Genomic DNA, 25,440 nt, shown 5'->3' with positions numbered 1-25,440 from the left:
TTTACCTGATCAATTGACGGGAGTGGGCGTGAGAGGAAAGACGCTGCTGGTGCTGGCCGGGCTGCTCGGCGCGGGCCTGTTGGGATACCGCAATCTGCCGCCGCACCTGAATCCGCTGGCGCCGCTGGCGCTGGACGATCCCCCGGGCTGGCTGACGTCGTTTAAGCTGCGCAGGCTGACGGCAGACCAGTGCGCCTCCTTGCTGGCGGAAGCCAATCGCCGGCGGCTTATCGCCAGCCGGCCGGTGGCCGACAGCGAGGGAAGCTGCCCTCTGCGTAACGTGGTGCGGGTGGCGAATTTTGGCTCGGTGCAGCTGAGCAGTAGTTTTCTCGCCAGCTGCCCGCTGGCGCTGAGCAGTGCGCTGTACATCGAGCAGCAGGCGAAGCCGCTGACCCGGCAGCTGATGGCGAGCGATCTGCGTCAGATCGATCATCTCGGCAGCTTTGCCTGCCGCAATATTTACCATCGTCAACAGGCGCGGCGCAGTGAACACGCCACGGCGGACGCGCTGGACGTCAGCGGTTTCCGTCTGGCGGACGGTAGACGCGTTAGCGTCCTGCAGGGCTGGCGGAGCGAGACTTCGCGCCCCTGGCTGGCGGCGCTGTTGAGCAGCAGTTGCCATTACTTCGGTAACGCGCTGGGGCCAGAGTACAACGCGGCTCACGCCAACCATTTTCATTTCGGCATGCGCGGGCAGGGCTTCTGCTTTTGAGCATAAAGCGCTATGAGCAGCCTAAATGACCAGAAAATGCTTCGTCAGGCTCTCATCCGCAGCCATAAAACACCAAACTCACCGCCAGCGCATCTATGGTAGTACACCAGTGGGATGAAATTGCTAAGCTAGATAATAATTGGCAAATCATTAATGAATACGCGTAGTTATGGAATCCTGGAAGGTTAATCTCATCTCCGTCTGGTTTGGTTGCTTTTTTACCGGCCTGGCGATCAGTCAAATTCTCCCCTTTTTACCCCTCTACGTCTCCCAGCTCGGCGTCACCTCGCATGAAGCGCTATCGATGTGGTCGGGGCTGACCTTCAGCGTCACTTTTCTTGTCTCGGCGATCGTCTCGCCAATGTGGGGAAGCCTGGCGGACCGTAAAGGCCGCAAGCTCATGCTGCTGCGCGCCTCGTTGGGGATGGCGATTGCCATTTTACTGCAGGCTTTCGCCACCAACGTCTGGCAGCTGTTTATCCTGCGGGCGATCATGGGCTTAACCTCCGGTTATATTCCCAACGCCATGGCGCTGGTGGCCTCCCAGGTGCCGCGCGAGCGCAGCGGCTGGGCGCTAAGCACGCTGTCGACGGCGCAAATTAGCGGGGTGATCGGCGGTCCGCTGCTGGGCGGTTTCCTGGCGGACCACGTCGGGCTGCGGATGGTCTTTTTTATTACGGCGATCCTGCTGACCATCAGTTTTCTGGTGACCCTGTTTCTGATTAAAGAGGGCGTTCGCCCGCAGGTCAGCAAAAGCGAGCGTCTCACCGGGAAACAAGTCTTTGCCTCTTTGCCCTATCCGGGGCTGGTGATCAGCCTGTTCTTCACCACCCTGGTGATCCAATTGTGCAACGGCTCAATCGGCCCGATTCTGGCGCTGTTTATTAAGTCGATGGCGCCGGACAGCAACAATATCGCTTTTCTGGCCGGGATGATCGCCGCGGTGCCCGGCGTGTCGGCACTGATTTCTGCGCCACGGTTGGGTAAGCTTGGCGACCGCATCGGCACCTCGCGGATCCTGCTGGCGACGCTCTGCTGCGCGGTGGTGATGTTCTTCGCCATGTCCTTTGTCACCACCCCGCTGCAATTGGGTACGCTGCGTTTTCTGCTCGGCTTTGCCGATGGCGCGATGCTCCCGGCGGTGCAGACCTTATTGCTGAAGTACAGCAGCGACAGCGTCACCGGGCGTATCTTTGGCTATAACCAGTCGTTTATGTATCTGGGCAACGTCGCCGGGCCGCTAATTGGCGCCTCTGTGTCAGCCATGGCCGGCTTCCGCTGGGTGTTTATTGCCACCGCCATTATCGTTTTCATTAACCTCTGGCAGCTGGCGTGGATGCTGCGCCAAACCCGCCGGGCTAACGCCTGAACCTCTGCTGACGGTATTTATCGCGATACCGTCAGCATTATTCGCCTCAGCGGATTTACTATTACTTTTTGTTATCGTCATGGCGTGAACGCTATTCCATTTTATTATTTTCCAGGCAATCTGGTTATAAGCAACCCCGGTCATGATTAAACAATACTATTTATAGTGGTATTTTATTGTGGTAAAACGTTTCGCTGTATATTGGGTGTTGCGATGATTCTTAATTTAAGTAATTCTGAGGTCCGTCATCGCGTATGACATCCCAATCAAAACAGGCCTCGCATAAGGAACTGGTGCTATGAAGAATCTCATTGCTGAGTTACTGGTTAAACTGGCGCAAAAGGAAGAAGAAGCAAAGGAACTGACGGTGCAGGTTGAAGCGCTGGAGATCGTGGTCACCGCATTATTGCGCCATATGGAGCATGATGCCCAGCAGGCATTGATTCAGGATATTGAACAGGCGATTGACCAGGTGACCCCCTGTCCACCGGTCAACGACCATGATGCGATGCTGTTGCAGCAATATCTAAAGAAGCTGTTGCGGCATCCTCGTAGCTAGTCTTTGTGACACGACAAGGATGCCGTCATTTTTCTGTCATCTCCCTTTTATAAAGTCTCCCTCGTTTTGTTTTTTTAAGTATTTTTTACATGGAGATGACAAAAGTGAAATTAAGCGCCCTGTTTATTGCCCTGATTCCTCTACTGGGCTCGCCGGTTATTCATGCAGAAACTACTGCTGCGCCGGTTCTGGAAAATCGCGCTGCGCAGGGAGATATCACCACTCCTGGCGGCGCGCGTCGTTTAACAGGCGATCAAACCGAAGCGCTGCGCGCCTCGTTAATCAATAAGCCAGCTAAAAACGTTATTTTGCTGATTGGCGATGGCATGGGTGATTCGGAAATTACCGCTGCGCGAAACTATGCCGAGGGGGCGGGCGGTTTCTTTAAAGGAATTGATGCTCTGCCGTTAACCGGGCAGTACACGCATTATTCGCTGGATAAAAAAACCGGGAAACCGGACTACGTGACCGACTCGGCGGCCTCCGCCACCGCCTGGACCACCGGCGTGAAGACTTATAACGGCGCGCTGGGCGTCGATATTCATGAGAATGCGCATCAGACCATCCTCGAGCTGGCGAAAGCGGCGGGGCTGGCCACCGGCAACGTTTCCACCGCCGAGCTGCAGGACGCCACCCCCGCGGCGTTGGTAGCGCATGTGACATCGCGTAAATGCTACGGCCCGACGGTCACCAGCGAAAAATGCCCCAGCAATGCGCTGGAAAAAGGGGGCAAAGGCTCCATTACCGAACAGCTGCTGAACGCCCGACCGGATGTCACCCTGGGCGGCGGCGCGAAGACCTTTGCCGAAACGGCGACGGCGGGCGAGTGGCAGGGCAAAACCCTGCGCGAGCAGGCGCAAGCGCGCGGCTACCAGATTGTGACCGACGCGGCTTCTCTTGCCGCCGCGACGGAAGCCAGTCAGGATAAACCGCTGCTGGGACTCTTTGCCGATGGCAATATGCCGGTACGCTGGGAAGGGCCGAAGGCGTCTTATCACGGTAATATCGATAAGCCGCCGGTGACCTGTACGCCAAACCCGAAGCGTGACGCCTCGGTGCCGACGCTGGCGCAAATGACGGAGAAAGCGATTGACCTGCTGAGTCGCAACGAGAAAGGTTTCTTCCTGCAAGTCGAAGGCGCTTCCATCGATAAGCAGGACCATGCGGCCAATCCGTGCGGCCAGATCGGCGAAACGGTTGATCTTGACGAAGCGGTGCAGAAGGCGCTGGAATTCGCGCGAAAAGACGGTAATACCCTGGTGATCGTCACCGCCGACCATGCGCATGCCAGCCAGATCATCCCGGCGGATAGCAAAGCCCCGGGGCTGACCCAGGCTCTGAACACGCACGATGGCGCGGTGATGGTGATGAGCTACGGCAACTCTGAGGAAGAGTCGATGGAGCACACCGGCACCCAACTGCGCATTGCGGCCTACGGTCCGCATGCGGCTAACGTCGTCGGCCTGACCGATCAGACCGACCTGTTCACGACCATGAAAGCTGCCCTGAGTCTCAAATAAGTCGCTGCCGGTGGCGAAATTGCGTCACCGGCTGGTTTTTTTTCTATCTGCGTCCAGACTTACAACGTTCCACTCACAGAAGGATGGTGCGATGAAAATAACTTTATTGATGACCCTACTGTTTGGCTTGATCTTTATCAGCGCGGTTGGCGCGGCAGAAAAAACGCCCACTCCTCAGCAGCAAAGGATGACGGACTGCAATCAGCAAGCGTCAGCCAAAATGCTGAAAGGTGAGGAGCGCAAAACCTTTATGAGCCAGTGTCTGAAAAAAGAGACCACGACCTCGCAGGGAAAGGCGCTCACCCCTCAGCAGCAGAAAATGAGCGACTGCAGCAAAGCGGCCACGGCGAAATCACTGAAGGGCGATGAACGCAGTACCTTCATGAGTAGCTGCCTGAAGAAAGCCTGAAAAAAAGGGAGCGCACGCGCTCCCTTGTTCTTTAACCTCTCAGGGCTTGAAGCCCGCCGGCTCAGCTTCAGGAGCGGCTCAGTTTCTCTGATTTTTCCATACACTGGGTGATGGCTTCGATTACCGCCGAGCGGAACCCTTTCTCTTCCAGCACGCGCACGGCTTCGATGGTGGTCCCGCCAGGGGAACAGACCATATCTTTCAGCGCCCCTGGGTGTTCTCCGCTCTCCAGCACCATTTTGGCGGAGCCCATCACCGCCTGGGCGGCGAATTTATAGGCCTGAGCGCGCGGCATTCCGCCGAGGACGGCGGCATCGGCCATCGCTTCGATAAACATAAAGACATAGGCCGGCGCCGAACCGCTTACCCCCACCACCGGATGGATCATCGGCTCGGCAATTTGCTCCGCCTGGCCAAAGCAACGGAAAATAGTCAGCACTTCGGCAACATCTTCGCTGCTCACCAGGGCGTTAGGCGTGACGGAGGTCATACCGGCGTTAACCAGCGACGGCGTATTCGGCATCGCGCGAATGATTTTGCGATCGTGGCCAAGGGCGCGCGCCAGCTGCTCAAGCGTAACGCCGGCGGCGATAGAGACCACCAGCGACTCTTTATTCAGGCTGGAGGCGATATCGCCCAGCACTTTGGTCATGATCCCCGGTTTAACCGCGCCGAAGACGATATCGGCAATCTGCGCCACTTCCTGGGCGCTGCTGGCGGCGTTGATGCCATACTGGTCGCGCAGAGCTGCAACCTTGTCCGGCGACGGGGTGTAGACCCAGATTTGTCCCGGCTGTACCTGACCGCTGGCGATCAGCCCGCCCAGAATGGCCTTACCCATATTGCCGCAGCCGATAAAGCCAATTTTCTTATCCATCACCATTCCCCTCTGCTTTTTTCGTTACGATCTGATTAGCTTACCATCCTGGCGCTTTCCTGGGGGAGAAAAGCAGGTAACATTGGCGTCACTTATTGCAGGTAACAGGAGCTGGCATGGCCATTTGGGTGGATGCGGACGCGTGTCCGAACGTGATTAAAGAGATTTTGTTCCGCGCGGCAGAGCGGACCCAGACTCCGCTGACGCTGGTGGCGAACCAGCCGCTGCGCGTGCCGCCGTCGCGTTTCATCCGCACCCTGCGGGTTGAGCAGGGTTTTGACGTGGCGGATAATGAAATCGTTCGCCAGTGCGCGGCGGGAGATTTAGTGATCACCGCCGACATCCCGCTGGCGGCGGAGGTGCTGGCGAAGGGCGGGGCGGCGCTGAATCCGCGCGGGGAACGTTACAGCGAGGCGACGATCCGCGAGCGGCTGACGATGCGGGATTTTATGGAGACATTACGGGCCAGCGGCGTTCAGACCGGCGGCCCGGATAGTTTATCGCAGCGCGATCGGCAACAGTTTGCCGCCGAGCTGGAGAAGTGGTTGCTGGCGGTTAAGCGTCGCCAGGGTTAAACCCAGCTATCGTCATCGCTGCCAAAATCATCGTCGCCAAAGCCGGCGTCGAAGTCGTCGTTCCAGGTATTGTCGGCAAGGAACTGATCGTCTCCCTGGCGGAACGGATCGTCACCTGCGGTGGTGTCCTGCGCGATGCTGTCCTGCGCGGAGGCGGCATCAGGCTGCGGCTTCTCTTCGATGATATTGACGATCTCCTGCGGGTGCGAGCCGCTGAACATATTGGTCAGCATATTGCCCAGCACCACGCCGCCTGCCACGCCAGCGGCCGTTTGCAGCGCGCCCGCCATAAAGCCGCCGCCGCGTGCGGCAGCCTGCGGGGCATAGTTCTGCTGCGGTGGTGGCGTATACTGCGGCTGAGCGCTGGCCTGCGGGCGACCATATTGCTCCGCGCCCGGGATAGGGTCAGAACCGCGTGACGAGCCGCCACCGCCAAACAGGCCAGAGAGGAAGCCGCCGCTGCTGGGCTTTGCCGCCTGCAGTTGGCTGACCTGACTCTCCAGCGCCTGGATGCGATCGTTAAGCTGTTTAATCGCGGCTTCCTGGATAAGAATGGTTTGCGCCATATAGTAGGGGGCCGCCGGCTGCGCGCTCACGTGTTGGGCAATCCGCTCCTCGGCGCTGGCATCGCGCGATGCGCTGTGCGCCTCAGCCTCTTTCAGCCGGGAAAACAGTCCATCAATAAGGCGTTGTTCTTCAGATTGCATGTTACATTCCTCTGTCACACTGTCGAATAGGCATCAGGGTGCTTCTGAAACATGATGTTGTAAATATGTTGCTTCGTAAAGCTATGCATAAATGTGTTACCGTTTACGCCAGCGGTGGATAAAAAATAACGCCAAGCGGAAAGTAAAGCTGGTTAAACACTAAATGCAATGATAAGTTTACATTAATAGCCCCTCTTCTCACCGTGGTAATGGGGTGTAAAGAAGTTGTGTAATTTTTTCTTTACGTATGCATTGCGGGACAGACAGCGATAATACGTGCTTTCGTTTTCATTTTTTTGCGACAGACGGAACCAGGGGGTCTTCGGTTATGACACAGCCTATCTTTCTTATTGGGCCACGCGGCTGCGGTAAAACCACCGTCGGCCATGCGCTGGCGCGAGCGCGGCATTTTCAGTTCTCCGATACCGATCATCGGCTACAGGCCCATGAGCAGCGGACGGTGGCTGAGATCGTGCAGGCGGAAGGGTGGGCGCGTTTTCGCGAACTGGAGACCCTGTCGCTGAAGGCCGTGACCCTGCCGAATACGGTAATCGCCACCGGCGGCGGTATTGTGCTGGCGGAAGGTAACCGTCAGTTTATGCGGGAGAATGGCGTGGTGATTTATCTGCAGGCCTCGGTGTCGGCGCTGATTGACCGTCTGGAAGCCTACCCGAAAGCCGAACAGCGGCCGACGCTGACCGGAAAACCGGTGCGCGAGGAAGTGGGCGAGGTGCTGGCGCAGCGCGAAGCGTTATACCGGGACGCTGCCCACCATATTGTGGATGCCACGGCCTCGCCGGATCGGGTGGTGGAGCAGATTATGTCCATGCTATGCAGCGCGACGGCAACCCCGGTAAGTTAAGAATTTACTTACATTAAGGCGGCGAGGGGCGCCTATACTTAATAGTTCTGCTACCAGAAGAAGGAAGAACTATGCCAAACAGGCCCCCATATCCGAGAGAAGCGCGCGTGGTTGCGGTAGAGAAAGGTCCTCAGGGTCAGACGGTGACCTGGTATCAGCTCCGTGCGGATTATCCTGAGCCTGATTCGCTTATCAGCGAACATCCTACCGAGCAGGAAGCCGTGGATGCCAAACGGCGTTATGAAGATCCTGACAAGTCGTAATCCCCTGAGCCCGAATTGCCCGCCATGCTGGCAATATCGGGCGTATCTCACATTTTTTATTTATCAGTCGTACTAATGAATATCTAACACACGGATTTTTCAGGCACGGCGCCGCCGCCCGGCAATCTTTACATTCAACCGCGGCGTGGAGCTGCTACGCTTCTCGACGGTTGATTTTTACTCACCAGGGGGGCGGATGCTGTGTGTGGAAAGCCTGTGTTGAAGCAGTGGTTGTGAAAAGGTACATGATATGAGTAGTGCAACGATGGCAATTTTGACCATCGGCGTTGTGCCGCTGGCGGGAGTATTGCCGCTCCTGACCGAACATATCAGGGAAGAACAGATCGCCCACATCAGCCTGCTGGGCGAGATGACGCCTGACGAGGTAATGGCCGAGTACGCCGTAGGTGACGGCGAGAAAGGACTCCTGACCTTGCTCAGTAATAACCAGTTGGTGATGGTGTCGCGACAGAAAATTGAGCGCGATGTCCGCAGCGCGATCGCGATGCTGGATCGACAACATTATGATGTGATCCTGCTGCTCAGTTCCGAACAGCTGACCGGTTTTACCACCCACCACGCGATCCTCCTCGAGCCGCAGCGGATCATCCCGCCGCTGGTGGCATCGATCGTCGATGGGCACCAGGTAGGGGTGATCGTGCCGGTGGAAGAGATCATGCCCATGCAGCGGCAAAAGTGGCTCTCGCTGGAAAAGTCGCCATACTACGCGCTGGCCAATCCGTTTACCGGCAGCGACAGCGAGCTATTAACCGCCGGCAAAACGCTGCTGGAGCAGGGCGCCGACGTGCTGGTCCTCGACTGTCTCGGTTACTATCAGCATCATCGCGATGTGTTACAAAAAGCCCTCGATGTTCCGGTTTTGCTGTCGAATGTGCTGGTTTCCCGACTGGCGGCAGAACTATTGGTCTAATGTGTTAATTTCGCGTGACAGGGGCAAGGAGCGCCCCCTATATTGAGCCTTTAACCGACGATCAGAAGGGCTTGTTTATGCTTCAAAGCAATGAATACTTTGACGGAAAAGTGAAATCCATTGGCTTCACCAGCAGCAGTACCGGTCGCGCCAGCGTTGGCGTGATGGCGGAAGGGGAATACACCTTTGGTACGGCGCAGCCGGAAGAGATGACGGTAGTCAGCGGGGCGCTGAATGTCCTGCTGCCGGGTGAGACTGAGTGGAAAGTTTACGCTGCCGGCGAAGTTTTCAATGTGCCAGGCAACAGCGAATTTCATCTGCAGGTGGCTGAGCCAACCTCTTATCTGTGCCGCTATCTGTAAGCCAGCGTGACGCCCGGCGTCTGCCGCCGGGTTGTTTTTTCCTTCCTGCCCGGCAGGAAGGAAAGCGGCGCTTAGCGCTGCGCTTCGCCGCCGAGCCCTTCCACCAGGCTTTGGATCAGGGCAGCCAGCTCGCCGGTCATTAAGATAAAGTCGGCGTCAAAGCGCTGGGCGAAATCTTCCCGATCGATATCTTCGTTTTGGTCGCGCAGTTCATCGCAGAACTTGAGGCGCTTAATTGACGCGTCGTCGCAGATCACAAACTGAATACGCTGCTGCCAGTCCAGCGCCAGCTTGGTGACGACCTTCCCGGCCTCAATGTGTACAGCGATTTCGTCGCTAACCAGATCCTGCTTCTTGGCGCGGATCACGCCGCCATCTTCCAGCATCGCTTTCAGCTCGGCTTCGTCCAGCAGCTGGAAGCCCTGCGCCACGGTGCCGGAGCGGACCCACTCGGTCAGCGTTAGCTCAATCGGATTCTCCAGGGTCAGCGGCACCACCGGCAGCGAGCCGAGGGTTTTACGCAGCAGGGCCAGAGTATCTTCCGCTTTCTTCGCGCTGGCGCAGTCGACCATGATCAGGCCGTTGACGGTGTCGATCCACATCATTGTCTGGCTGAAGCGGCTGAAGGCGCGCGGCAGTAGCGAGTGCAGCACTTCATCTTTCAGGGAATCTTTCTCGGTCTTCTTCAGCTTGCGCCCCTGATCGGCTTCCAGCTTCTGGATCTTTGCCTCCAGCGCCTGCTTAATCACCGGCGACGGCAGGATCTTCTCTTCTTTACGCGCGCAGATAATGATCTGGCCGTTTGCCGTATGCGTCAGCGCGTCGCTGTGCGATCCCATCGGCGACACCCAACCGGTTTTCGCCATATCCTGGCTGCCACAAGGGGTAAATGTCAGCTCGGCCAGCTGTTTTTCCATCTCCTCGGCGCGCAATTCGATATCGCGGCTGAGACGGTAAACCATTAAATTTTTGAACCACAGCATGATAATTTCCACGGCTTTGTCGTTAAATCAGGCGGGCATGATAGCGAATTGTCGCTATGCTTGCATTGTTAATCGGGGTGAGGAGCTGAGCGTGCGTATTGGTATTGATTTAGGTGGAACAAAAACCGAAGTGATAGCCCTGAGCGACCAGGGAGAGCAGCTGTTTCGCCACCGGTTACCCACGCCGCGGGAGGACTACCGGCAAACCATCGAGACCATCGCCACCCTGGTGGCGATGGCCGAGCAGGCGACCGGACAGCAGGGTACCGTGGGGATGGGCATTCCTGGCTCAATTTCGCCTTATACCGGGGTGGTGAAAAACGCCAACTCGACCTGGCTCAACGGCCAGCCCTTTGATAAGGACCTCAGCCTGCGCCTTGAGCGGGAAGTCCGGCTGGCTAACGATGCCAACTGTCTGGCGGTGTCGGAAGCGGTGGACGGCGCGGCGGCGGGGGCGCAAACGGTATTCGCGGTGATTATCGGCACCGGCTGCGGCGCCGGGGTGGCGCTCAACGGGCGGGCGCATATCGGCGGCAATGGTAACGCTGGCGAATGGGGACATAACCCATTGCCGTGGATGAACGACGATGAGCTGCGCTACCGTGCGGAAGTCCCTTGCTACTGCGGCAAACAGGGGTGTATCGAAACCTTTATCTCCGGCACCGGTTTCGCCACCGACTATCAGCGGCTGAGCGGCAAAGGGTTAACCGGCAGCGAGATTATGCGCCTGGTGGGAGAAGGTGACGAAAAGGCTGAACTGGCGCTGAGCCGCTATGAACAGCGGCTGGCGAAATCGCTGGCCCACGTGGTGAATATCCTCGACCCGGACGTTATCGTGCTGGGCGGCGGGATGAGCAACGTCGAACGGCTGTATCAGACGGTGCCGGACCTGGTGAAGCAGTGGGTCTTCGGCGGCGAGTGTGAAACGCCGATCCGCAAAGCGATGCACGGCGACTCCAGCGGGGTACGCGGCGCGGCCTGGCTGTGGCCGCTCCAGGGGACCTGAACCGCTTCCCCGCCCCCTAACCCTCTCCCTCGGGAGAGGGTTAGGGGGCGGGGACATCGCCATAATTCAGACCTCACTCCACCGCAAACGCTTTGTCCAGCCGGCTATAGCCCAGGCCGTTAATCTTCTTCACTTTGATCTGCACCGGAATGCGGTCTTTCATCGCCTCCACGTGGCTGATCACCCCGATAATCTTACCGCTGGCGTTAAGGGCATCCAGGGCGTCCAGCGCCGTGTCCAGCGTTTCGCTGTCGAGGGTGCCGAAGCCTTCATCAAGAAACAGGGAGTCAATCCGCGTCTTATGGCTCACCAGGTCTGACAGCGCCAGGGCCAGCGCCAGGCTGACGAGGAAACTTTCGCCGCCGGAGAGGGTGCGGGTGTCGCGCACGGCGTCGGCCTGCCAGGTATCGACAACCTCCAGCTCCAGCGCCTCGCTGGCCTTGCGCTGTAGCAGATAGCGGCCATGCAGGCGGTTGAGCTGCTGGTTTGCCAGCCAGACCAGATTATCCAGCGTCAGCCCCTGGGCGAATTTGCGGAACCGGTCGCCGGTGCTGGAGCCGATCAGCGAATTGAGATAGCCCCAGTCGTCCGCCAGCTGCGCCGCCTCTGCAATCTGCTGCCCCAGCGCCTGCTGCTGTTGACGGCTCTCTGCGTCCTGCCTGAGCTGCTGGCGGATCTCACCCTGGCGGGTAGTGTTATCCCGCAGCCGCTGGGCCAGGGCGTGCAGCTGGGTTTGCAGGGTGGGGACGTCAGCGTCCACCCCTTGCGGACGCAGCGCCAGGTGCGCCTCATGTTGCCGGGTCGCCTGCTCGCAGAGCGCGGCCGCCTGCTGAAGCTGCTGCTCCAGCGTCTGTTTTAACTGCGTCAGCCGCTGGGCGGTCTCGTCATCCAGCAGCGCGGCGAGGAACGCCTCCCGATCGCTAAAGCGGCTGGCGGCCAGGGCGGAGGTGAATTGCGCCTGCGACTGGTCCAGACGCGCCTTTTCCTGGGTTTCCTGCTGCTGCTGGGCGACAAGCTGGCTGTGCAGCGACAGGCATTCCTCGTGGATTTCGCGCCAGTTGTCCGGGATGGCCGACTCAGCTTCAACCTCTGTCTCGTCGCTGGTCGGCAGCGTCTCCAGCAGTGGCCGCAGAGCAGCGATTTGCTGCTGAATGGCATCATGTTGGGTCTGTTGCGCCTGCCACTGGGCAAATTCGCTTTCGCGAGCGTGCAGCCAGGCGGCTTCTGTCCCTTCTGCCGGCAGGCTCAGGGCTAGGGCCTGCAGGGCGCTTTCCAGTCCCTGGCGCGTGGCCGCCAGCTGCTGCTCGGCCTGGCGCTCCAGCGCCTGCTGATCGTTAAGCTGACTCTGCAACATCAGGCGCTGGCTGAGCTGATAGAGCTGCTGCTCGTAGCGCTCCTGCTCCTGCATCCAGTCGTTTATCTCTTGCGCAATATCCCGCGTGATGTGCAGAGAGGCGCAGGTCTCCTGCCACGCTTTAGTAAGCGCTTGCTCTTCCTCTGCGAGCCGCCCGGCCGCTTCGGTGTCACGCTGAAGCTGTTGCGTCAGGGCCTTGACCTGCCCGAGGATCAGCAGGCCTTCTTCTTTCAGCGCGGCGACCTCCTTTTCCAGCGCATCGCGGCGGCGCTGATTATCCGTGAGCGTCAACGAGGCGTATTGTTCAATCGCCGGGTGTTCACAGGCGCCGCACAGCGGACAGGGCTTTCCCGCCTCGAGCCGGTCGCGGTAGCTTTCCAGGTCTTTAATCGTTTCTTCCCGCTGGCAGAGCGCCTTCAGGTCGAGATAGTGCTGGTTTTTGTCTTTATATTGTTCCCGGCGCAGCGTCAGGGTAGCGTTAAGTTTTACCTGCTCCGCTTGCGCCTGCTGGACGCTGTCGGCGTTCTGGCGCAGACGCTTGCGCAGCAGCTGATGCTGTTCATGCAGGGAGAGCAGGCGCTGGCGCAGCGGCCGCGATTGGGTTTGCTGTTCTATCGCTGCGGCAACGTCATCCGCGCTCAGGGTGAGAGGGCTGGCTGGCAGCGTGGCCAGCTTCTGGCGTAGCGCGGCCAGGCGGGTGCTCTGAGCCGTTAGCTGTTGTTTATCCCGCGTCAGTTGCGAGAATTGCGCTCGCCAGCCGGCGATCTCCTGACCCCATAAGCGGAAACGCTCATGGGCGGCCAGCCACTGCGCCAGATCGGCCAGTTCAGCCTGACGCTGCTGCTGAGCGCGCAAGGCGCCCTGGCGGATGCGCGCGCGCAGCGCCGTGCTGGCAAGTAAGCGAGCATTTACTTCACTGATCCGCTGCCGGGTTTGCGCCAGGCCTGCCGTCTGCTCCTGCTGGCGCTCCCACAGGGGACGCAGTTGGGCGGCGGGCTGGGCCAGCTCAAGCTTCGCCAGCGCCGGGGCGGCGTCCGCCAGCGCCTGGCGGGCCTGCTGCTGCCGGGTGGCGGCCTGCTGCTGCTGCTGCGCCAGCTCGTCGCGGCGGGTCAGCCACTGAAGCTGCTGCTGCTGGCTCTGCTGCTGGGCCAGCAGGGCTTTTTCTTCGTCAGTAAGTACCTGCAAACTTTCCTGCAGCGCCTGCTGCTGGGCCTCCGTCAACAGGACGATGCCCGCCGCCTGGGCTTCGAACTTCTCCAGCGCGTGGCGAGCGGCTTTGTGCTGTTCGTAGACCATGGCTGAAATCTGGCCGTAGATTTCCGTGCCGGTCAGCTCCTCCAGCAGCTCCGCGCGATCGCTCGGCTTCGCGTTCAGGAAGGCGGCAAATTGCCCCTGGGAAAGCAGCATCGAGCGGGTGAAGCGACCATAGTCGAGGCCGGTAAGCGTCGCGGTTTGCTCCAGCTTGTCCGAGACTTTATCGGCGAGGATTTTGCCGTCAGCGCAGCGCGCCAGCTCGACGCGGGGCGCCTGCAGATTGCCATCCGGCTGGTTACGGGCCCGGTTCTGGCTCCAGAAAGCGCGGTAGGCGATGCCTTTTACTTCAAACTCGACTTCCGCCAGACACTCGGCGGTATCGCGGGTCATCAGGTCGTTTTGCGACTGGGAGACTTTATTCAGGCGCGGCGTTTCATGATAGAGCGCCAGGCAAATGGCGTCGAGCAGCGTGGTTTTCCCGGCCCCGGTGGCGCCGGTAATGGCGAACAGGCCATTGCTGGCGAACGGCTCGGCGGTAAAGTCTATCTTCCATTCCCCTTTCAGGGAGTTGAGGTTTTTCAGACGCAGACTGAGGATTTTCATACGTTTTCGTCCTCCGCGGTGAGCGTATGCACCGTATGGGCGAACAGCTCATGCAGCCGGGCGCGCTTCATATCGTCAATTTCGGTCAGCGCCAGCCGGCGCTCGAATACCTCCTCCACCTTCAGTTCACTGAGCGTCTCCCGCTGGGCGTTGAGCAGTATTTTCTCGCGCTGCTCGCGGCTGCGGCGCACCAGCAGCACTTCCACCGGCAGATCCTCCGTCAGCGCCTGAATATGCCGCTGAATATCGTGCAGATAGTCCTCGGTGGTGATTTCGATATCCAGCCACACCGGCGGGTCCTGCTCGACGCCGCGCCACTGCTCCAGCTGGGCGGTGATGGCGGCCAGATCGCCTTTGATTACCGCCAGAGGCTGGGTCACGGGCACCTCCAGGGTTTCCACGGCGCTAAGTCGCCCCTCGCTAAAGCTCACCAGATGCACCGATTTCGCTTTGCCGGTTTCATCGAAGCTCAGCGGCAGCGGCGAGCCGCTGTAGCGGATATGCTCGCAGCCGCCGACCATCTGCGCCCGGTGAATATGGCCCAGCGCAATGTAGTCGGCAGGGGGGAAGTGTTGCGCCGGAAAGGCATCCAGTGTGCCGATGTAAATGTCGCGGACGGCATCGCTTTTGCTGGCGCCGACGGTGGTCAGATGGCCGCTGGCAATGATGGGCAGCGGCCGATCGCCGCGCAGCGCGCAGGCCTGCTGATACTGCTCCTGATAATAGTCGCTGATGGCGTGCAGCAGCAGCTGCTGTTTTTCCCGACCGGAGTGACCGGCCTGGCTGGTCACCAGCTCGCGCGGGCGTAAAAACGGCACCGGACAGAAGATGGCGCCCGGCGTGCCGTCGCGCAGCGGCAGCTCAATCGGCGCGTAGCCGGCGTTCGCCACCACGGTGGTGTGTAAAAAGGCGAGGATATCGCGGGATTCATTGAGCATCGCCACCGAGTCGTGGTTGCCCGCCAGCACCACCAGGCGACAGCCGGTCTGCTGCAACTGGACGACGAAACGGTTATACAGTTCGCGGGCGTAGCTCGGCGGCGAGCCGGTATCAAAAATATCGCCAGCCACGATAATGGCGTCGACTTCATGCTCCTGCGCGCGGTCCAGTAGCCAGGTAAGAAAAGCGTCGTGTTCGGCCGCGCGGCTTTTGCTGTAAAAATTCTGGCCCAGGTGCCAGTCGGAGGTGTGAAGGAGGCGCATAAATCTTCCCTAGCGAAAAAAGCATGGGCGGCAGTATACCACTTGTTAGTGAGGGGTAAGTCCGCGTCGTGCTTCAAAATACCCGATCATCAGACGGTCATTTTTTTCATAAATCTGTCACAAAAGTGACGCATAATGACGCCGCACTTCTATACTGATGGCTAAAAAAAACAGGGTAAATAATGGCGAGAAGAATTCTGGTCGTTGAAGATGAAGCTCCAATCCGCGAAATGGTCTGCTTTGTTCTGGAGCAAAATGGCTTTCAGCCTGTCGAAGCGGAAGATTATGACAGCGCGGTGAATCAACTCAATGAACCCTGGCCTGATTTGATTCTCCTGGACTGGATGCTGCCGGGCGGTTCGGGGCTGCAGTTTATTAAACTGCTCAAGCGCGAGGCGATGACGCGGGATATTCCGGTAGTGATGCTGACCGCGCGTGGAGAAGAAGAGGATCGCGTTCGCGGCCTGGAGACCGGCGCGGATGACTACATCACCAAGCCTTTCTCTCCGAAAGAGCTGGTGGCGCGAATCAAAGCGGTGATGCGCCGTATTTCACCGATGGCGGTGGAAGAGGTGATCGAAATGCAGGGGCTGAGCCTCGACCCTTCATCGCACCGGGTAATGACCGGCGACAGTCCGCTGGATATGGGACCGACGGAATTTAAATTATTGCACTTCTTTATGACCCATCCGGAGCGGGTGTACAGCCGCGAACAGCTGCTGAACCACGTCTGGGGGACCAACGTTTATGTGGAAGACCGCACGGTGGACGTCCATATTCGCCGCCTGCGCAAAGCGCTGGAACACAGTGGCCATGATCGTATGGTGCAAACGGTTCGCGGCACGGGGTATCGTTTCTCCGCCCGTTTCTGAATTTTGACAGGAGTGTGACCCGTGCTGGAACGGCTGTCATGGAAAAGGCTGGCGCTGGAGCTCTTTTTAGCGTGTATTCCGGCCCTGATTCTGGGGGCGTTTGTGGGTCATCTGCCGTGGTTTTTACTGGCGGCAGTGACCGGTTTGCTGATCTGGCATTTCTGGAATTTGATGCGCCTGTCGTGGTGGCTGTGGGTGGACCGGAGCATGACTCCTCCGCCTGGCCGCGGCAGTTGGGAGCCGCTGCTGTATGGTCTGCACCAGATGCAGATGCGTAATAAAAAGCGTCGGCGCGAGCTGGGAAGCCTGATTAAACGCTTTCGCAGCGGGGCGGAATCGTTACCGGATGCGGTCGTCCTGACCACGGAAGAGGGGGCTATTTTCTGGTGTAATGGCCTGGCGCAGCAGATTCTAAACCTGCGCTGGCCGGACGACAGTGGCCAAAACATTCTTAACCTTCTGCGCTATCCTGAGTTCGCCAACTATCTGAAACAGCGCGATTTTTCAAAGCCGCTCAATCTGGTGCTGAATAACGCCCGTCATCTGGAAATTCGCGTGATGCCCTACAGCGACAAGCAGTGGCTGATGGTGGCGCGCGACGTGACGCAGATGCATCAGCTGGAAGGGGCGCGGCGGAACTTTTTCGCCAACGTCAGCCATGAGTTGCGCACCCCACTGACGGTGCTGCAGGGCTATCTGGAGATGATGCAGGAGCAGGTGCTGGAGGGGGCGACCCGAGAAAAAGCCCTGCACACCATGCGGGAGCAAACTCAGCGTATGGAAGGTCTGGTGAAGCAGCTGCTGACGCTGTCGCGTATTGAAGCCGCGCCGGCGCTGGCGATGAATGATCGCATCGACGTGCCGATGATGCTGCGGGTGGTGGAGCGCGAGGCGCAAACTCTCAGCCAGGAGAAACAGACGCTGATCTTCACCGTCGATGAGCAGCTCAAGGTGCTGGGTAATGAGGAGCAGCTGCGCAGCGCCATCTCCAACCTGGTCTATAACGCGGTGAACCACACCCCGCCGGGGACCGAAATTCGCGTCAGCTGGCAGCGAACCCCGCAGGGAGCGCTGTTCAGCGTCGAGGATAACGGGCCAGGCATTGCGCCGGAGCATATTCCCCGTCTGACCGAGCGTTTTTATCGGGTGGATAAAGCCCGTTCCCGGCAAACGGGGGGCAGTGGCCTGGGACTGGCGATCGTCAAACACGCGGTTAACCATCATGACAGCCGGCTGGAAATCGACAGCACGGTGGGCAAGGGAACCCGCTTTAGCTTCCTGCTCCCGGAACGATTAATTGCCAAAAATGACGCCTGATCGACGCGCTGTCAGTTTATCTTGCCAATGACCAGCTTCAGCTGGTCATTTTCATTGGCAGTCGTTTTTTCTCGCCTATTTAATGAGCGTGCGCTGCTTTTTTGTTCGCATGATAAGCCACGGGTTTTCTATCAATATGGTAAATGATTCTGGTGTGAAAGACATAACCAGCATAATCATCTGCTTTTGCGATCGTGCCTTGCTTTAAAACGTTATAAGCGTTTAAATTGCGCCTGCGCAGTCGATGACAGACTGCTTTTGCGTGGTAATACCAAAAACAATTCTTTCCCACGCCGCTTCGGGAGCATATCTCGCTGAGTTTACCGGCAATGGCCGCTGTATCGTCCCTGAGAGGGGAGCGCGGTATTTTTCCATTTTTTTACAACACCACATCCACAGGCAGTAATGAATTTATGACCCATCAGTTAAAATCTCGCGACATCATAGCGTTGGGCTTTATGACCTTCGCGTTGTTCGTTGGCGCAGGCAACATTATTTTCCCTCCGATGGTTGGTTTACAGGCGGGCGAGCACGTCTGGACGGCGGCGATCGGCTTCCTGATCACTGCGGTGGGTCTGCCGGTGCTGACGGTGGTGGCGCTGGCGAAAGTCGGCGGCGGCGTTGAAAGCCTGAGCACCCCGATTGGTAAAGTGGCCGGTATCCTGCTGGCGGTGGTGTGCTATCTCGCGGTAGGACCGCTGTTCGCGACGCCGCGTACCGCGACCGTCTCCTTTGAGGTCGGTATTGCGCCGCTGACCGGCGACGGCCCGCTGCCGCTGCTGATCTACAGCGTTATTTACTTCGCGCTGGTGATTCTGGTCTCCCTCTATCCGGGCAAACTGCTGGACACCGTGGGCAATTTCCTTGCGCCGCTGAAAATTATCGCCCTGATTGTGCTGGCGGTCGCCGCCATCATCTGGCCAGCGGGCCCGATCAGCGACGCGCTGGAAGCGTATCGTACGGCGCCATTCTCCAATGGCTTCGTCAACGGCTACCTGACCATGGATACCCTCGGCGCGATGGTGTTCGGCATCGTGATTGTTAATGCCGCTCGCTCACGCGGCGTCAGCGAAGCGCGTCTGTTGACCCGCTATACCGTCTGGGCTGGTCTGATGGCGGGCGTCGGCCTGACCCTGCTGTATCTGGCGCTGTTCCGTCTGGGCTCTGACAGCGCTACTCTCGTGGATCAGTCCGCCAACGGCGCGGCGATCCTCCATGCCTACGTGCAGCACACCTTCGGCGGGGCGGGCAGTTTCCTGCTGGCGGCGCTGATCTTCATCGCTTGCCTGGTGACGGCGGTGGGCCTGACCTGCGCCTGCGCTGAGTTCTTTGCCCAGTATCTGCCGTTCTCCTATCGCACGCTGGTCTTTGTTCTCGGCCTGTTCTCCATGGCGGTCTCCAATTTGGGCCTTAGCCATCTGATCCAGGTATCGATTCCGGTGCTGACCGCTATCTATCCGCCGTGTATCGCACTGGTTGTATTAAGCTTTACCCGCAGTTGGTGGCATAATTCGTCCCGCGTTATCGCGCCGGCCATGTTTATCAGCCTGATGTTTGGTATCATTGACGGGATTAAGTCATCGGCATTTGCCGCGATTCTGCCGGACTGGACCGCGCGTCTGCCGCTGGCGGAGCAGGGCCTGGCCTGGCTGATGCCCACCGCCGTGATGACCATTCTCGCGGTGATCTGGGATCGCGCAGTCGGACGTCAGGTGACTTCCAGCGCGCATTAACCGGCGGTGAGGACAAGCGTTTAACCACGGGACTTCGGGTTCCGTGGTTTTTTATTTTTTGTGTTAAACGGCATTGAAAAACCACGATGGAAAGTAGTAACAAGCTTAAGCGCGGGCTAAGCACCCGGCACATTCGCTTTATGGCCCTGGGTTCCGCCATCGGCACCGGGCTTTTTTACGGCTCGGCCGACGCCATTAAAATGGCCGGACCCAGCGTACTGTTGGCCTACATTATCGGCGGCGTCGCGGCATATATCATTATGCGGGCGCTCGGTGAGATGTCGGTGCATAACCCTGCCGCCAGCTCATTCTCCCGCTATGCCCAGGAAAACCTCGGCGGACTGGCGGGCTATATCACCGGCTGGACCTACTGCTTTGAAATCCTGATCGTCGCCATCGCCGACGTTACCGCCTTCGGCATCTACATGGGCGTCTGGTTCCCGACGGTGCCGCACTGGATCTGGGTGCTCAGCGTGGTGCTGATCATCTGCGCCGTCAACCTGATGAGCGTCAAGGTGTTTGGCGAGCTGGAGTTCTGGTTCTCGTTCTTCAAAGTGGCCACCATTATCATCATGATCCTCGCCGGGTTCGGCATCATTATCTGGGGGATCGGCAACGGCGGCCAGCCGACGGGGATTCATAACCTGTGGAGCAACGGCGGCTTCTTCAGCAACGGCTGGCTGGGAATGGTTATGTCGCTGCAGATGGTGATGTTCGCTTACGGCGGCATCGAAATCATCGGCATTACCGCCGGTGAGGCGAAGGACCCGGAGAAATCCATTCCGCGCGCAATCAACTCGGTGCCGATGCGCATTCTGGTGTTCTACGTCGGCACGCTGTTCGTCATTATGTCCATCTACCCGTGGAATCAGGTGGGAACCGACGGCAGCCCCTTCGTCCTGACCTTCCAGCATCTGGGCATTACCTTCGCGGCCAGTATTCTTAACTTCGTGGTCCTGACGGCTTCGCTGTCGGCGATTAACTCCGACGTGTTCGGCGTGGGCCGTATGCTGCACGGCATGGCTGAGCAGGGCAGCGCGCCGAAGGTGTTCGCTAAAACGTCGCGTCGCGGTATTCCGTGGGTGACGGTGATGGTGATGACCATTGCGCTGCTGTTTGCGGTATACCTAAATTACATCATGCCGGAGAACGTTTTCCTGGTGATCGCCTCCCTGGCCACCTTCGCCACGGTGTGGGTGTGGATTATGATCCTGCTGTCACAGATAGCCTTCCGCCGCCGTCTGTCGCCCGAAGAGGTTAAGGCGCTGAAATTCAAAGTCCCTGGCGGGGTGGTGACCACGGTGATCGGCCTGCTGTTCCTGGCCTTTATTATCGCCCTTATCGGCTATCATCCGGACACCCGCATCTCGCTGTACGTCGGTATGGCGTGGATTGCGCTGTTGCTGCTCGGCTGGGTCTTTAAGACCCGCCGTGAGCGCCGCCTGGCGCAGGCTCAGTAATCGACATCGCCCCGGTCAGCATCGCGCGGCCGGGGCGGCTTGCGGTCCCGCGTCCTCCCCCGTTATCCTCCCCCAAAAAGTTCTGAGATGATGAGTTCTGCGCCCGGCGGCTATGGCAAGGTGTGCCCATTCTGCACAATGAGGATTCACGATGTTGAAGGCATGGCACCTTCCGGTTGCACCCTTTATCAAGGTGCAACAGGACCGACTGTTTATTACTCTGTGGTTAAGCGGTGAGTCGCTGCCGCAGCGGATCACGCTGCGCGCGGAAGAGGATAACGAAGAGCTGTCGCTGCCGATGCAGCGGCTCCGCCAGGCGCCGCAGCCAGGCGTGGTGGCATGGCGCGGCGAAATCTCTCTCGCCAGCGGCCAGCCGCGCCGCCGCTACAGCTTTAAGCTGCTGTGGGCCGACCATCAGCGCTGGTTTACGCCACAAGGCTTCACCCGATTCCCGCCGGCCCGACTGGAGCAGTTCGCCATTGACCTGCCGGACGCCGGCCCGCAGTGGGTGGCCGATCAGGTGTTCTATCAAATTTTCCCCGATCGCTTTGCCCGCAGCGCCGCGCGTGACGCCGACCAGGATGCGGTCTATTACCATCACGCGGCGGGACGGGAGATTGTGCGCAAGGCGTGGGACGACCCGCTTACCGGCGAGGCGGGCGGGTCGACGTTCTACGGCGGGGATCTCGACGGCATCAGCGAAAAACTTCCCTACCTGAAGCAGCTCGGCGTAACCGCTCTGTATCTGAATCCGGTTTTCGCCGCCCCCAGCGTGCATAAATACGATACCGAGGATTATCGGCGCGTCGATCCGCAGTTTGGCGGCGACGCGGCGCTGCTCCGGCTGCGCCACAACACCCAGCGGGCGGGAATGCGCATGATCCTCGACGGCGTGTTCAACCATACCGGCGATTCCCATCCCTGGTTCGACCGTCACCAGCAGGGCAGCGGCGGCGCCGGCCACGATCCGGACTCCCCGTGGCGCGACTGGTTTACCTTCTCAGAGGAGGGGCAGGCGCACAACTGGCTGGGCTATGCCAGTCTGCCGAAGCTCGACTATCGGTCGACCAGCCTGGTCAACGAGATCTATGCCGGTGAAGACAGTATCGTACGCCACTGGCTGAAGGCGCCATGGAGCATGGACGGCTGGCGTCTTGACGTGGTGCATATGCTGGGCGAAGGCGGCGGGGCGCGGAATAACCTGCAGCATATCGCCGGCATTACCCAGGCAGCGAAGCAAGCGCAGCCGGAAGCTTTTGTCTTTGGCGAACATTTTGGCGACGCGCGCCAGTGGCTGCAGGCGGATGCCGAAGACGCGGCGATGAACTATCGTGGCTTCACCTTCCCGATCTGGGGATTCCTCGCCAATACCGATATCTCTTACGATCCGCAGAAAATAGACGCCCAGACCTGTATGGCGTGGATGGATAATTATCGCGCCGGGCTGTCGCATCAGCAGCAGCTGCGGATGTTCAACCAGCTCGACAGCCATGATACGGCGCGTTTTAAATCTCTTCTTGGCAAAGACGTAGCGCGCCTGCCGCTGGCGGTGGTGTGGCTGTTCAGCTGGCCGGGGGTACCGTGCATCTACTATGGCGACGAGGTGGGCGTGGATGGCAATAACGATCCGTTCTGCCGCAAACCGTTCCCGTGGGATCCGGCGCTGCAGGATACCCAGCTGCTGGCGTTGTATCAGCGGATGGCGAAACTGCGTAAGGCCCACCAGGCGCTGCGCTACGGCGGCTGTCAGGTGATTTACGCCGAGGATAACGTGGTGGTGTTTGTCCGCGTCTACAAACAGCAGCGGGTGCTGGTGGTGATTAACCGCGGGGAAGCCTGCGAGGTGGTTATCGAAGATTCCCCGCTGCTGAACGTGGCCGGGTGGACGCTGCAGGAGGGCGCCGGCGCCTTCCAGGACGGGGTGCTGACCCTCCCGGCCATCTCCGCCAACGTCTGGTCCGGCCGTTAATGGTAGAGCTGGCTCAGCAGGTCGCCGCGGAGGAGCGCCTCCCGCCACCAGCGCTGAGCCAGCCCATCATTCCCGCTGCGCCAGGCCATATAGGTAATATCCTTTTCCCGCCAGCAGGCGACGCTTTTCTCCACCAGACTGCCTTTTACCAGCCACGGGCGAGCGATATGGCGCGGCAGAAAGCCGCAGCCCAGCCCGGCGCACAATAGTTCGACTTTACTGGCGAAATCATCGACGCCGATTTGCGGCTGCTCGTCGAGGAGATTGCTGTTGAGCGGATGGCAATAGCGGGCGCTGTCGCGGATCACGATGGCCCGATGCTGGCTGAGCTGTTTATTGGCCAGTGGCTCCTTCGCCTGAGCCAGCGGGTGATGGGGGGCGACGACGAAGATGTTATCCAACGCGCCGAGGGTTTGCCATGACCACTCCGCGGATGTGGGCGGCTCATTGATGGCGCCGAGGATAATATCCGCCCCATGATGGGTCAGCTCTTCCCACGAACCGGCGAGGGTGTGATGGCTGAAGTTCAGTCGCGTCTGTGGGTTTTGCGCGTAAAACTCGGCGATCAGCGGCAGCAGGGCCGAAAAGGGAAATGAGGCGTCAAGGGCGATGGCTAGCTCTCGCTCCCAGCCCGCGCTCAGCTGCTGGGCCTGCTTTTCCAGATCTCTGGCGGCACTTAAAAGCTGTCGCCCCTTCTCCAGCATCAGCCGCCCGGTATCGGTAAATTTTGCCCGATGGCCGGAACGATCCAACAGCACGATGTTCAGATCGCTCTCCAGTTTCTGGATCATATAGCTCAGAGCGGCGGGGGTTTTATACAGCGACTCCGCGGCGGTGGCGAAGGATCCGTGGCGGTCAAGGGCATCAAGGATCATCAAAACATCAAAGTTTACGCGCATATGAAGCTATCCATTAATTTGTTTTCTCTGTTGTACCTAAGCGCAATAATCAAAGCCAGTGAATAAATCAGAACAGTTTGGCGTAAAAATTTGATTAAAACAGGCGTGAATAAATCCTGGTCGCGGCAAAAAATATAAACCATAAAAAATCCTTAATAACTTGTTAGAAATAACTGGCTATACTCACCATGCTTTATCAGTCAGGATCCACACGACGCATTAATCATCATGTCATCTTTTTAACTAATTGATTAAGAAGGTATTTAATGTCTATTCGTGAACTGCTCGATCCCACTAATTCCGCGCTTATCTTTATTGACCATCAGCCGCAAATGTCCTTTGGCGTGGCGAATATCGATCGCCAGACCCTGAAAAATAACACCGTGGCGCTGGCAAAAGCGGGCAAAATTTTTAATGTACCGGTGATTTATACCTCCGTAGAGACCAAAAGCTTTAGCGGCTATATCTGGCCGGAATTATTGGCCGTGCATCCTGACGTCAAGCCGATTGAACGTACCTCCATGAACTCCTGGGAAGACGATGCGTTTGTGGCAGCGGTGAAAGCGACCGGCCGTAAAAAGCTGGTGATCTCCGCTCTGTGGACCGAAGTCTGCCTGACCTTCCCGGCGTTGATGGCGCTGGAGGCGGGCTACGAGGTCTATGTAGTGACGGATACCTCCGGCGGCACCTCTGTCGACGCCCATGAGCGGTCTATTGACCGGATGGTGCAGGCGGGGGCGGTGCCGGTGACCTGGCAGCAGGTGCTGCTGGAGTACCAGCGCGACTGGTCGCGCAAAGCGACCTACGATGCGGTAATGGACCTGGTGCGCGAACACAGCGGCGCCTACGGGATGGGCGTCGATTACGCTTATACCATGGTGCATGGCGCGCCGGAGCGTAAAGCGTAAATCACTCCATCCTTCAGGCTGCTGCGTTGTTGGCTGCGTTTGTCCGTCCCCAGCTACTGAATTTATTCAAGTTCACGGGGACGTGCCCGCCTGCCGCTTCAACGCAGCATGAAGGATGTTGTGTCAGATCATTTATGGAGAGTGGCAGGAGAAAACCGGCCATTTCCCTGAAGCAAGGAACTCGTCATGGCGCAGCAAAAATCGGTGACCCTGGTTATCAGCCATCTGCTCGATCCGCAACACAGCCAGCGCTACGAAGAGTGGCTCGGTAAAATTATGCCCATTGCGGCAGAATTTCCCGGCCATCTTGGGGCGAATGTGATCCGGCCCGCCGCAGGGCAGAATCTGTGGAGCGTCATAATCCGCTTCGATACCCTGGAGCACCTCTACGCCTGGACGCAGTCGGAAACCCGTCGGCAACTGGTGGCTGAGATTGCCCCACTGCTGACGGAAGGCGATCGGACTGAGGTGCGGACTGAACCGGCCTTCTGGTTTACCCCGCCGACGGTGAACGTACGCCAGCCGCGGCGCTGGAAACAGTTTCTGATCACCCTGCTGGTGATTTTCCCCAGCACCAACCTGGTGCCTGCGGTGACCGGCATGCTGCTGCCGTCGCTTAAGGGGAGCCTGCTGCTGCACCTCATCAATGATGCCTGCGTGGTTGCGCTGGTGGTCTGGTTCTGGATGCCCATCGTGACCCGCCTGTTTGCTGGCTGGTTGAAGAAAAACTGAGT

24 protein-coding genes are annotated in these 25,440 nt (G+C 58.7%); 18 read left to right on the top strand and 6 right to left on the bottom strand.

Going from position 1 to position 25,440, the window contains the following annotated elements; genetic code table 11:
• Positions 1–28 precede the first annotated feature (28 nt).
• From KB892_RS20160 to KB892_RS20140, 5 genes are all read left to right on the top strand, one after another.
• Positions 29–712, top strand: a complete 684-nt coding sequence (locus KB892_RS20160; protein ID WP_004151347.1) for an extensin-like domain-containing protein — start codon at positions 29–31, stop codon at positions 710–712.
• A gap of 169 nt (positions 713–881) precedes the next feature.
• Positions 882–2,081, top strand: coding sequence for a multidrug efflux MFS transporter (locus KB892_RS20155; RefSeq protein WP_002890219.1), 1,200 nt, complete (start codon positions 882–884; stop codon positions 2,079–2,081).
• 298 nt (positions 2,082–2,379) lie between these two features.
• Positions 2,380–2,640 carry an anti-adapter protein IraP gene (gene iraP, locus KB892_RS20150; protein WP_002890221.1) on the top strand — a complete coding sequence of 87 codons (261 nt, stop codon included), beginning with the start codon at positions 2,380–2,382 and terminating at the stop codon, positions 2,638–2,640.
• An 89-nt stretch (positions 2,641–2,729) separates the two neighbouring features.
• Positions 2,730–4,160, top strand: coding sequence for an alkaline phosphatase (gene phoA, locus KB892_RS20145; protein WP_004232385.1), 1,431 nt, complete (start codon positions 2,730–2,732; stop codon positions 4,158–4,160).
• A 91-nt stretch (positions 4,161–4,251) separates the two neighbouring features.
• Entirely contained in the window at positions 4,252–4,569 is a 318-nt protein-coding gene (locus KB892_RS20140) for a PsiF family protein (protein ID WP_002890225.1), read from the top strand.
• 67 nt (positions 4,570–4,636) lie between these two features.
• On the opposite strand, the gene proC is transcribed toward KB892_RS20140, so the two are convergent.
• Entirely contained in the window at positions 4,637–5,446 is an 810-nt protein-coding gene (proC, locus tag KB892_RS20135) for a pyrroline-5-carboxylate reductase (protein WP_002890227.1), read from the bottom strand.
• A 116-nt stretch (positions 5,447–5,562) separates the two neighbouring features.
• On the opposite strand from proC, the gene KB892_RS20130 reads away from it, so the two are divergent.
• Positions 5,563–6,021 (top strand): YaiI/YqxD family protein, encoded by a 459-nt coding sequence (locus KB892_RS20130; RefSeq protein WP_002890230.1) that lies wholly within the window; start codon positions 5,563–5,565, stop codon positions 6,019–6,021.
• On the opposite strand, the gene KB892_RS20125 is transcribed toward KB892_RS20130, so the two are convergent.
• Positions 6,018–6,728, bottom strand: a complete 711-nt coding sequence (locus tag KB892_RS20125) for a DUF2076 domain-containing protein (RefSeq protein ID WP_002890273.1) — start codon at positions 6,726–6,728, stop codon at positions 6,018–6,020. The genes KB892_RS20130 and KB892_RS20125 overlap by 4 nt on opposite strands.
• Positions 6,729–7,056: 328 nt before the next feature.
• Here KB892_RS20125 and aroL point away from each other — a divergent pair, with 328 nt between their 5' ends.
• From aroL to ppnP, 4 genes are all read left to right on the top strand, one after another.
• Positions 7,057–7,590: a shikimate kinase AroL gene (gene aroL, locus KB892_RS20120; protein ID WP_002890276.1), complete on the top strand. Its 534-nt coding sequence runs from the start codon at positions 7,057–7,059 to the stop codon at positions 7,588–7,590.
• A gap of 71 nt (positions 7,591–7,661) precedes the next feature.
• Complete coding sequence (locus tag KB892_RS20115; protein ID WP_002890278.1) at positions 7,662–7,853, top strand: YaiA family protein; 192 nt, start codon at positions 7,662–7,664, stop codon at positions 7,851–7,853.
• Between the two features lie 250 nt (positions 7,854–8,103).
• Positions 8,104–8,784, top strand: a complete 681-nt coding sequence (locus KB892_RS20110; RefSeq protein WP_004144619.1) for an AroM family protein — start codon at positions 8,104–8,106, stop codon at positions 8,782–8,784.
• Between the two features lie 77 nt (positions 8,785–8,861).
• The gene (ppnP, locus tag KB892_RS20105) at positions 8,862–9,146 is read left to right on the top strand and encodes a pyrimidine/purine nucleoside phosphorylase (protein WP_002890284.1); all 285 of its coding nucleotides are present in this window, start codon (positions 8,862–8,864) and stop codon (positions 9,144–9,146) included.
• A gap of 71 nt (positions 9,147–9,217) precedes the next feature.
• On the opposite strand, the gene rdgC is transcribed toward ppnP, so the two are convergent.
• The gene (rdgC, locus tag KB892_RS20100; RefSeq protein WP_002890285.1) at positions 9,218–10,129 is read right to left on the bottom strand and encodes a recombination-associated protein RdgC; all 912 of its coding nucleotides are present in this window, start codon (positions 10,127–10,129) and stop codon (positions 9,218–9,220) included.
• A gap of 91 nt (positions 10,130–10,220) precedes the next feature.
• Here rdgC and mak point away from each other — a divergent pair, with 91 nt between their 5' ends.
• Positions 10,221–11,135, top strand: a complete 915-nt coding sequence (mak, locus tag KB892_RS20095) for a fructokinase (RefSeq protein WP_002890286.1) — start codon at positions 10,221–10,223, stop codon at positions 11,133–11,135.
• A gap of 73 nt (positions 11,136–11,208) precedes the next feature.
• On the opposite strand, the gene sbcC is transcribed toward mak, so the two are convergent.
• Both sbcC and sbcD read right to left on the bottom strand, forming a co-directional pair.
• Positions 11,209–14,346 carry an exonuclease subunit SbcC gene (gene sbcC / locus KB892_RS20090; protein ID WP_004151346.1) on the bottom strand — a complete coding sequence of 1,046 codons (3,138 nt, stop codon included), beginning with the start codon at positions 14,344–14,346 and terminating at the stop codon, positions 11,209–11,211.
• A complete protein-coding gene (gene sbcD / locus KB892_RS20085; protein ID WP_002890342.1) occupies positions 14,343–15,548 on the bottom strand; it encodes an exonuclease subunit SbcD in 1,206 nt (401 codons plus the stop codon). The genes sbcC and sbcD overlap by 4 nt, the downstream gene beginning before the upstream one ends.
• A gap of 182 nt (positions 15,549–15,730) precedes the next feature.
• Between sbcD and phoB the strand changes: the two genes are divergently transcribed.
• The 5 genes from phoB (at position 15,731) to malZ (ending at position 22,899) form a co-directional block, all read left to right on the top strand.
• Positions 15,731–16,420 (top strand): phosphate response regulator transcription factor PhoB, encoded by a 690-nt coding sequence (phoB, locus tag KB892_RS20080; RefSeq protein ID WP_002890343.1) that lies wholly within the window; start codon positions 15,731–15,733, stop codon positions 16,418–16,420.
• Positions 16,421–16,441: 21 nt separating this feature from the next.
• Positions 16,442–17,737 carry a phosphate regulon sensor histidine kinase PhoR gene (phoR, locus tag KB892_RS20075; RefSeq protein ID WP_002890344.1) on the top strand — a complete coding sequence of 432 codons (1,296 nt, stop codon included), beginning with the start codon at positions 16,442–16,444 and terminating at the stop codon, positions 17,735–17,737.
• A 413-nt stretch (positions 17,738–18,150) separates the two neighbouring features.
• Entirely contained in the window at positions 18,151–19,470 is a 1,320-nt protein-coding gene (gene brnQ, locus KB892_RS20070; RefSeq protein ID WP_002890345.1) for a branched-chain amino acid transporter carrier protein BrnQ, read from the top strand.
• Positions 19,471–19,556: 86 nt separating this feature from the next.
• Entirely contained in the window at positions 19,557–20,930 is a 1,374-nt protein-coding gene (proY, locus tag KB892_RS20065) for a proline-specific permease ProY (protein WP_002890348.1), read from the top strand.
• 151 nt (positions 20,931–21,081) lie between these two features.
• The gene (gene malZ / locus KB892_RS20060; RefSeq protein WP_002890351.1) at positions 21,082–22,899 is read left to right on the top strand and encodes a maltodextrin glucosidase; all 1,818 of its coding nucleotides are present in this window, start codon (positions 21,082–21,084) and stop codon (positions 22,897–22,899) included.
• Here malZ and KB892_RS20055 read toward each other — a convergent pair.
• Complete coding sequence (locus KB892_RS20055) at positions 22,896–23,798, bottom strand: LysR substrate-binding domain-containing protein (RefSeq protein WP_002890353.1); 903 nt, start codon at positions 23,796–23,798, stop codon at positions 22,896–22,898. The genes malZ and KB892_RS20055 overlap by 4 nt on opposite strands.
• Before the next feature lie 266 nt (positions 23,799–24,064).
• On the opposite strand from KB892_RS20055, the gene KB892_RS20050 reads away from it, so the two are divergent.
• Both KB892_RS20050 and KB892_RS20045 read left to right on the top strand, forming a co-directional pair.
• Positions 24,065–24,706 (top strand): hydrolase, encoded by a 642-nt coding sequence (locus tag KB892_RS20050; RefSeq protein ID WP_002890357.1) that lies wholly within the window; start codon positions 24,065–24,067, stop codon positions 24,704–24,706.
• Positions 24,707–24,892: 186 nt separating this feature from the next.
• Complete coding sequence (locus KB892_RS20045; protein WP_002890365.1) at positions 24,893–25,438, top strand: antibiotic biosynthesis monooxygenase; 546 nt, start codon at positions 24,893–24,895, stop codon at positions 25,436–25,438.
• Positions 25,439–25,440 lie beyond the last annotated feature (2 nt).

Source organism: Klebsiella sp. P1927 (assembly GCF_018204675.1).
GTDB classification, from domain to species: Bacteria; Pseudomonadota; Gammaproteobacteria; order Enterobacterales; family Enterobacteriaceae; genus Klebsiella; species Klebsiella pneumoniae.
Note: the sequence above shows the minus strand (reverse complement) of the source record. Positions and strands in the feature narration are given on the sequence as shown.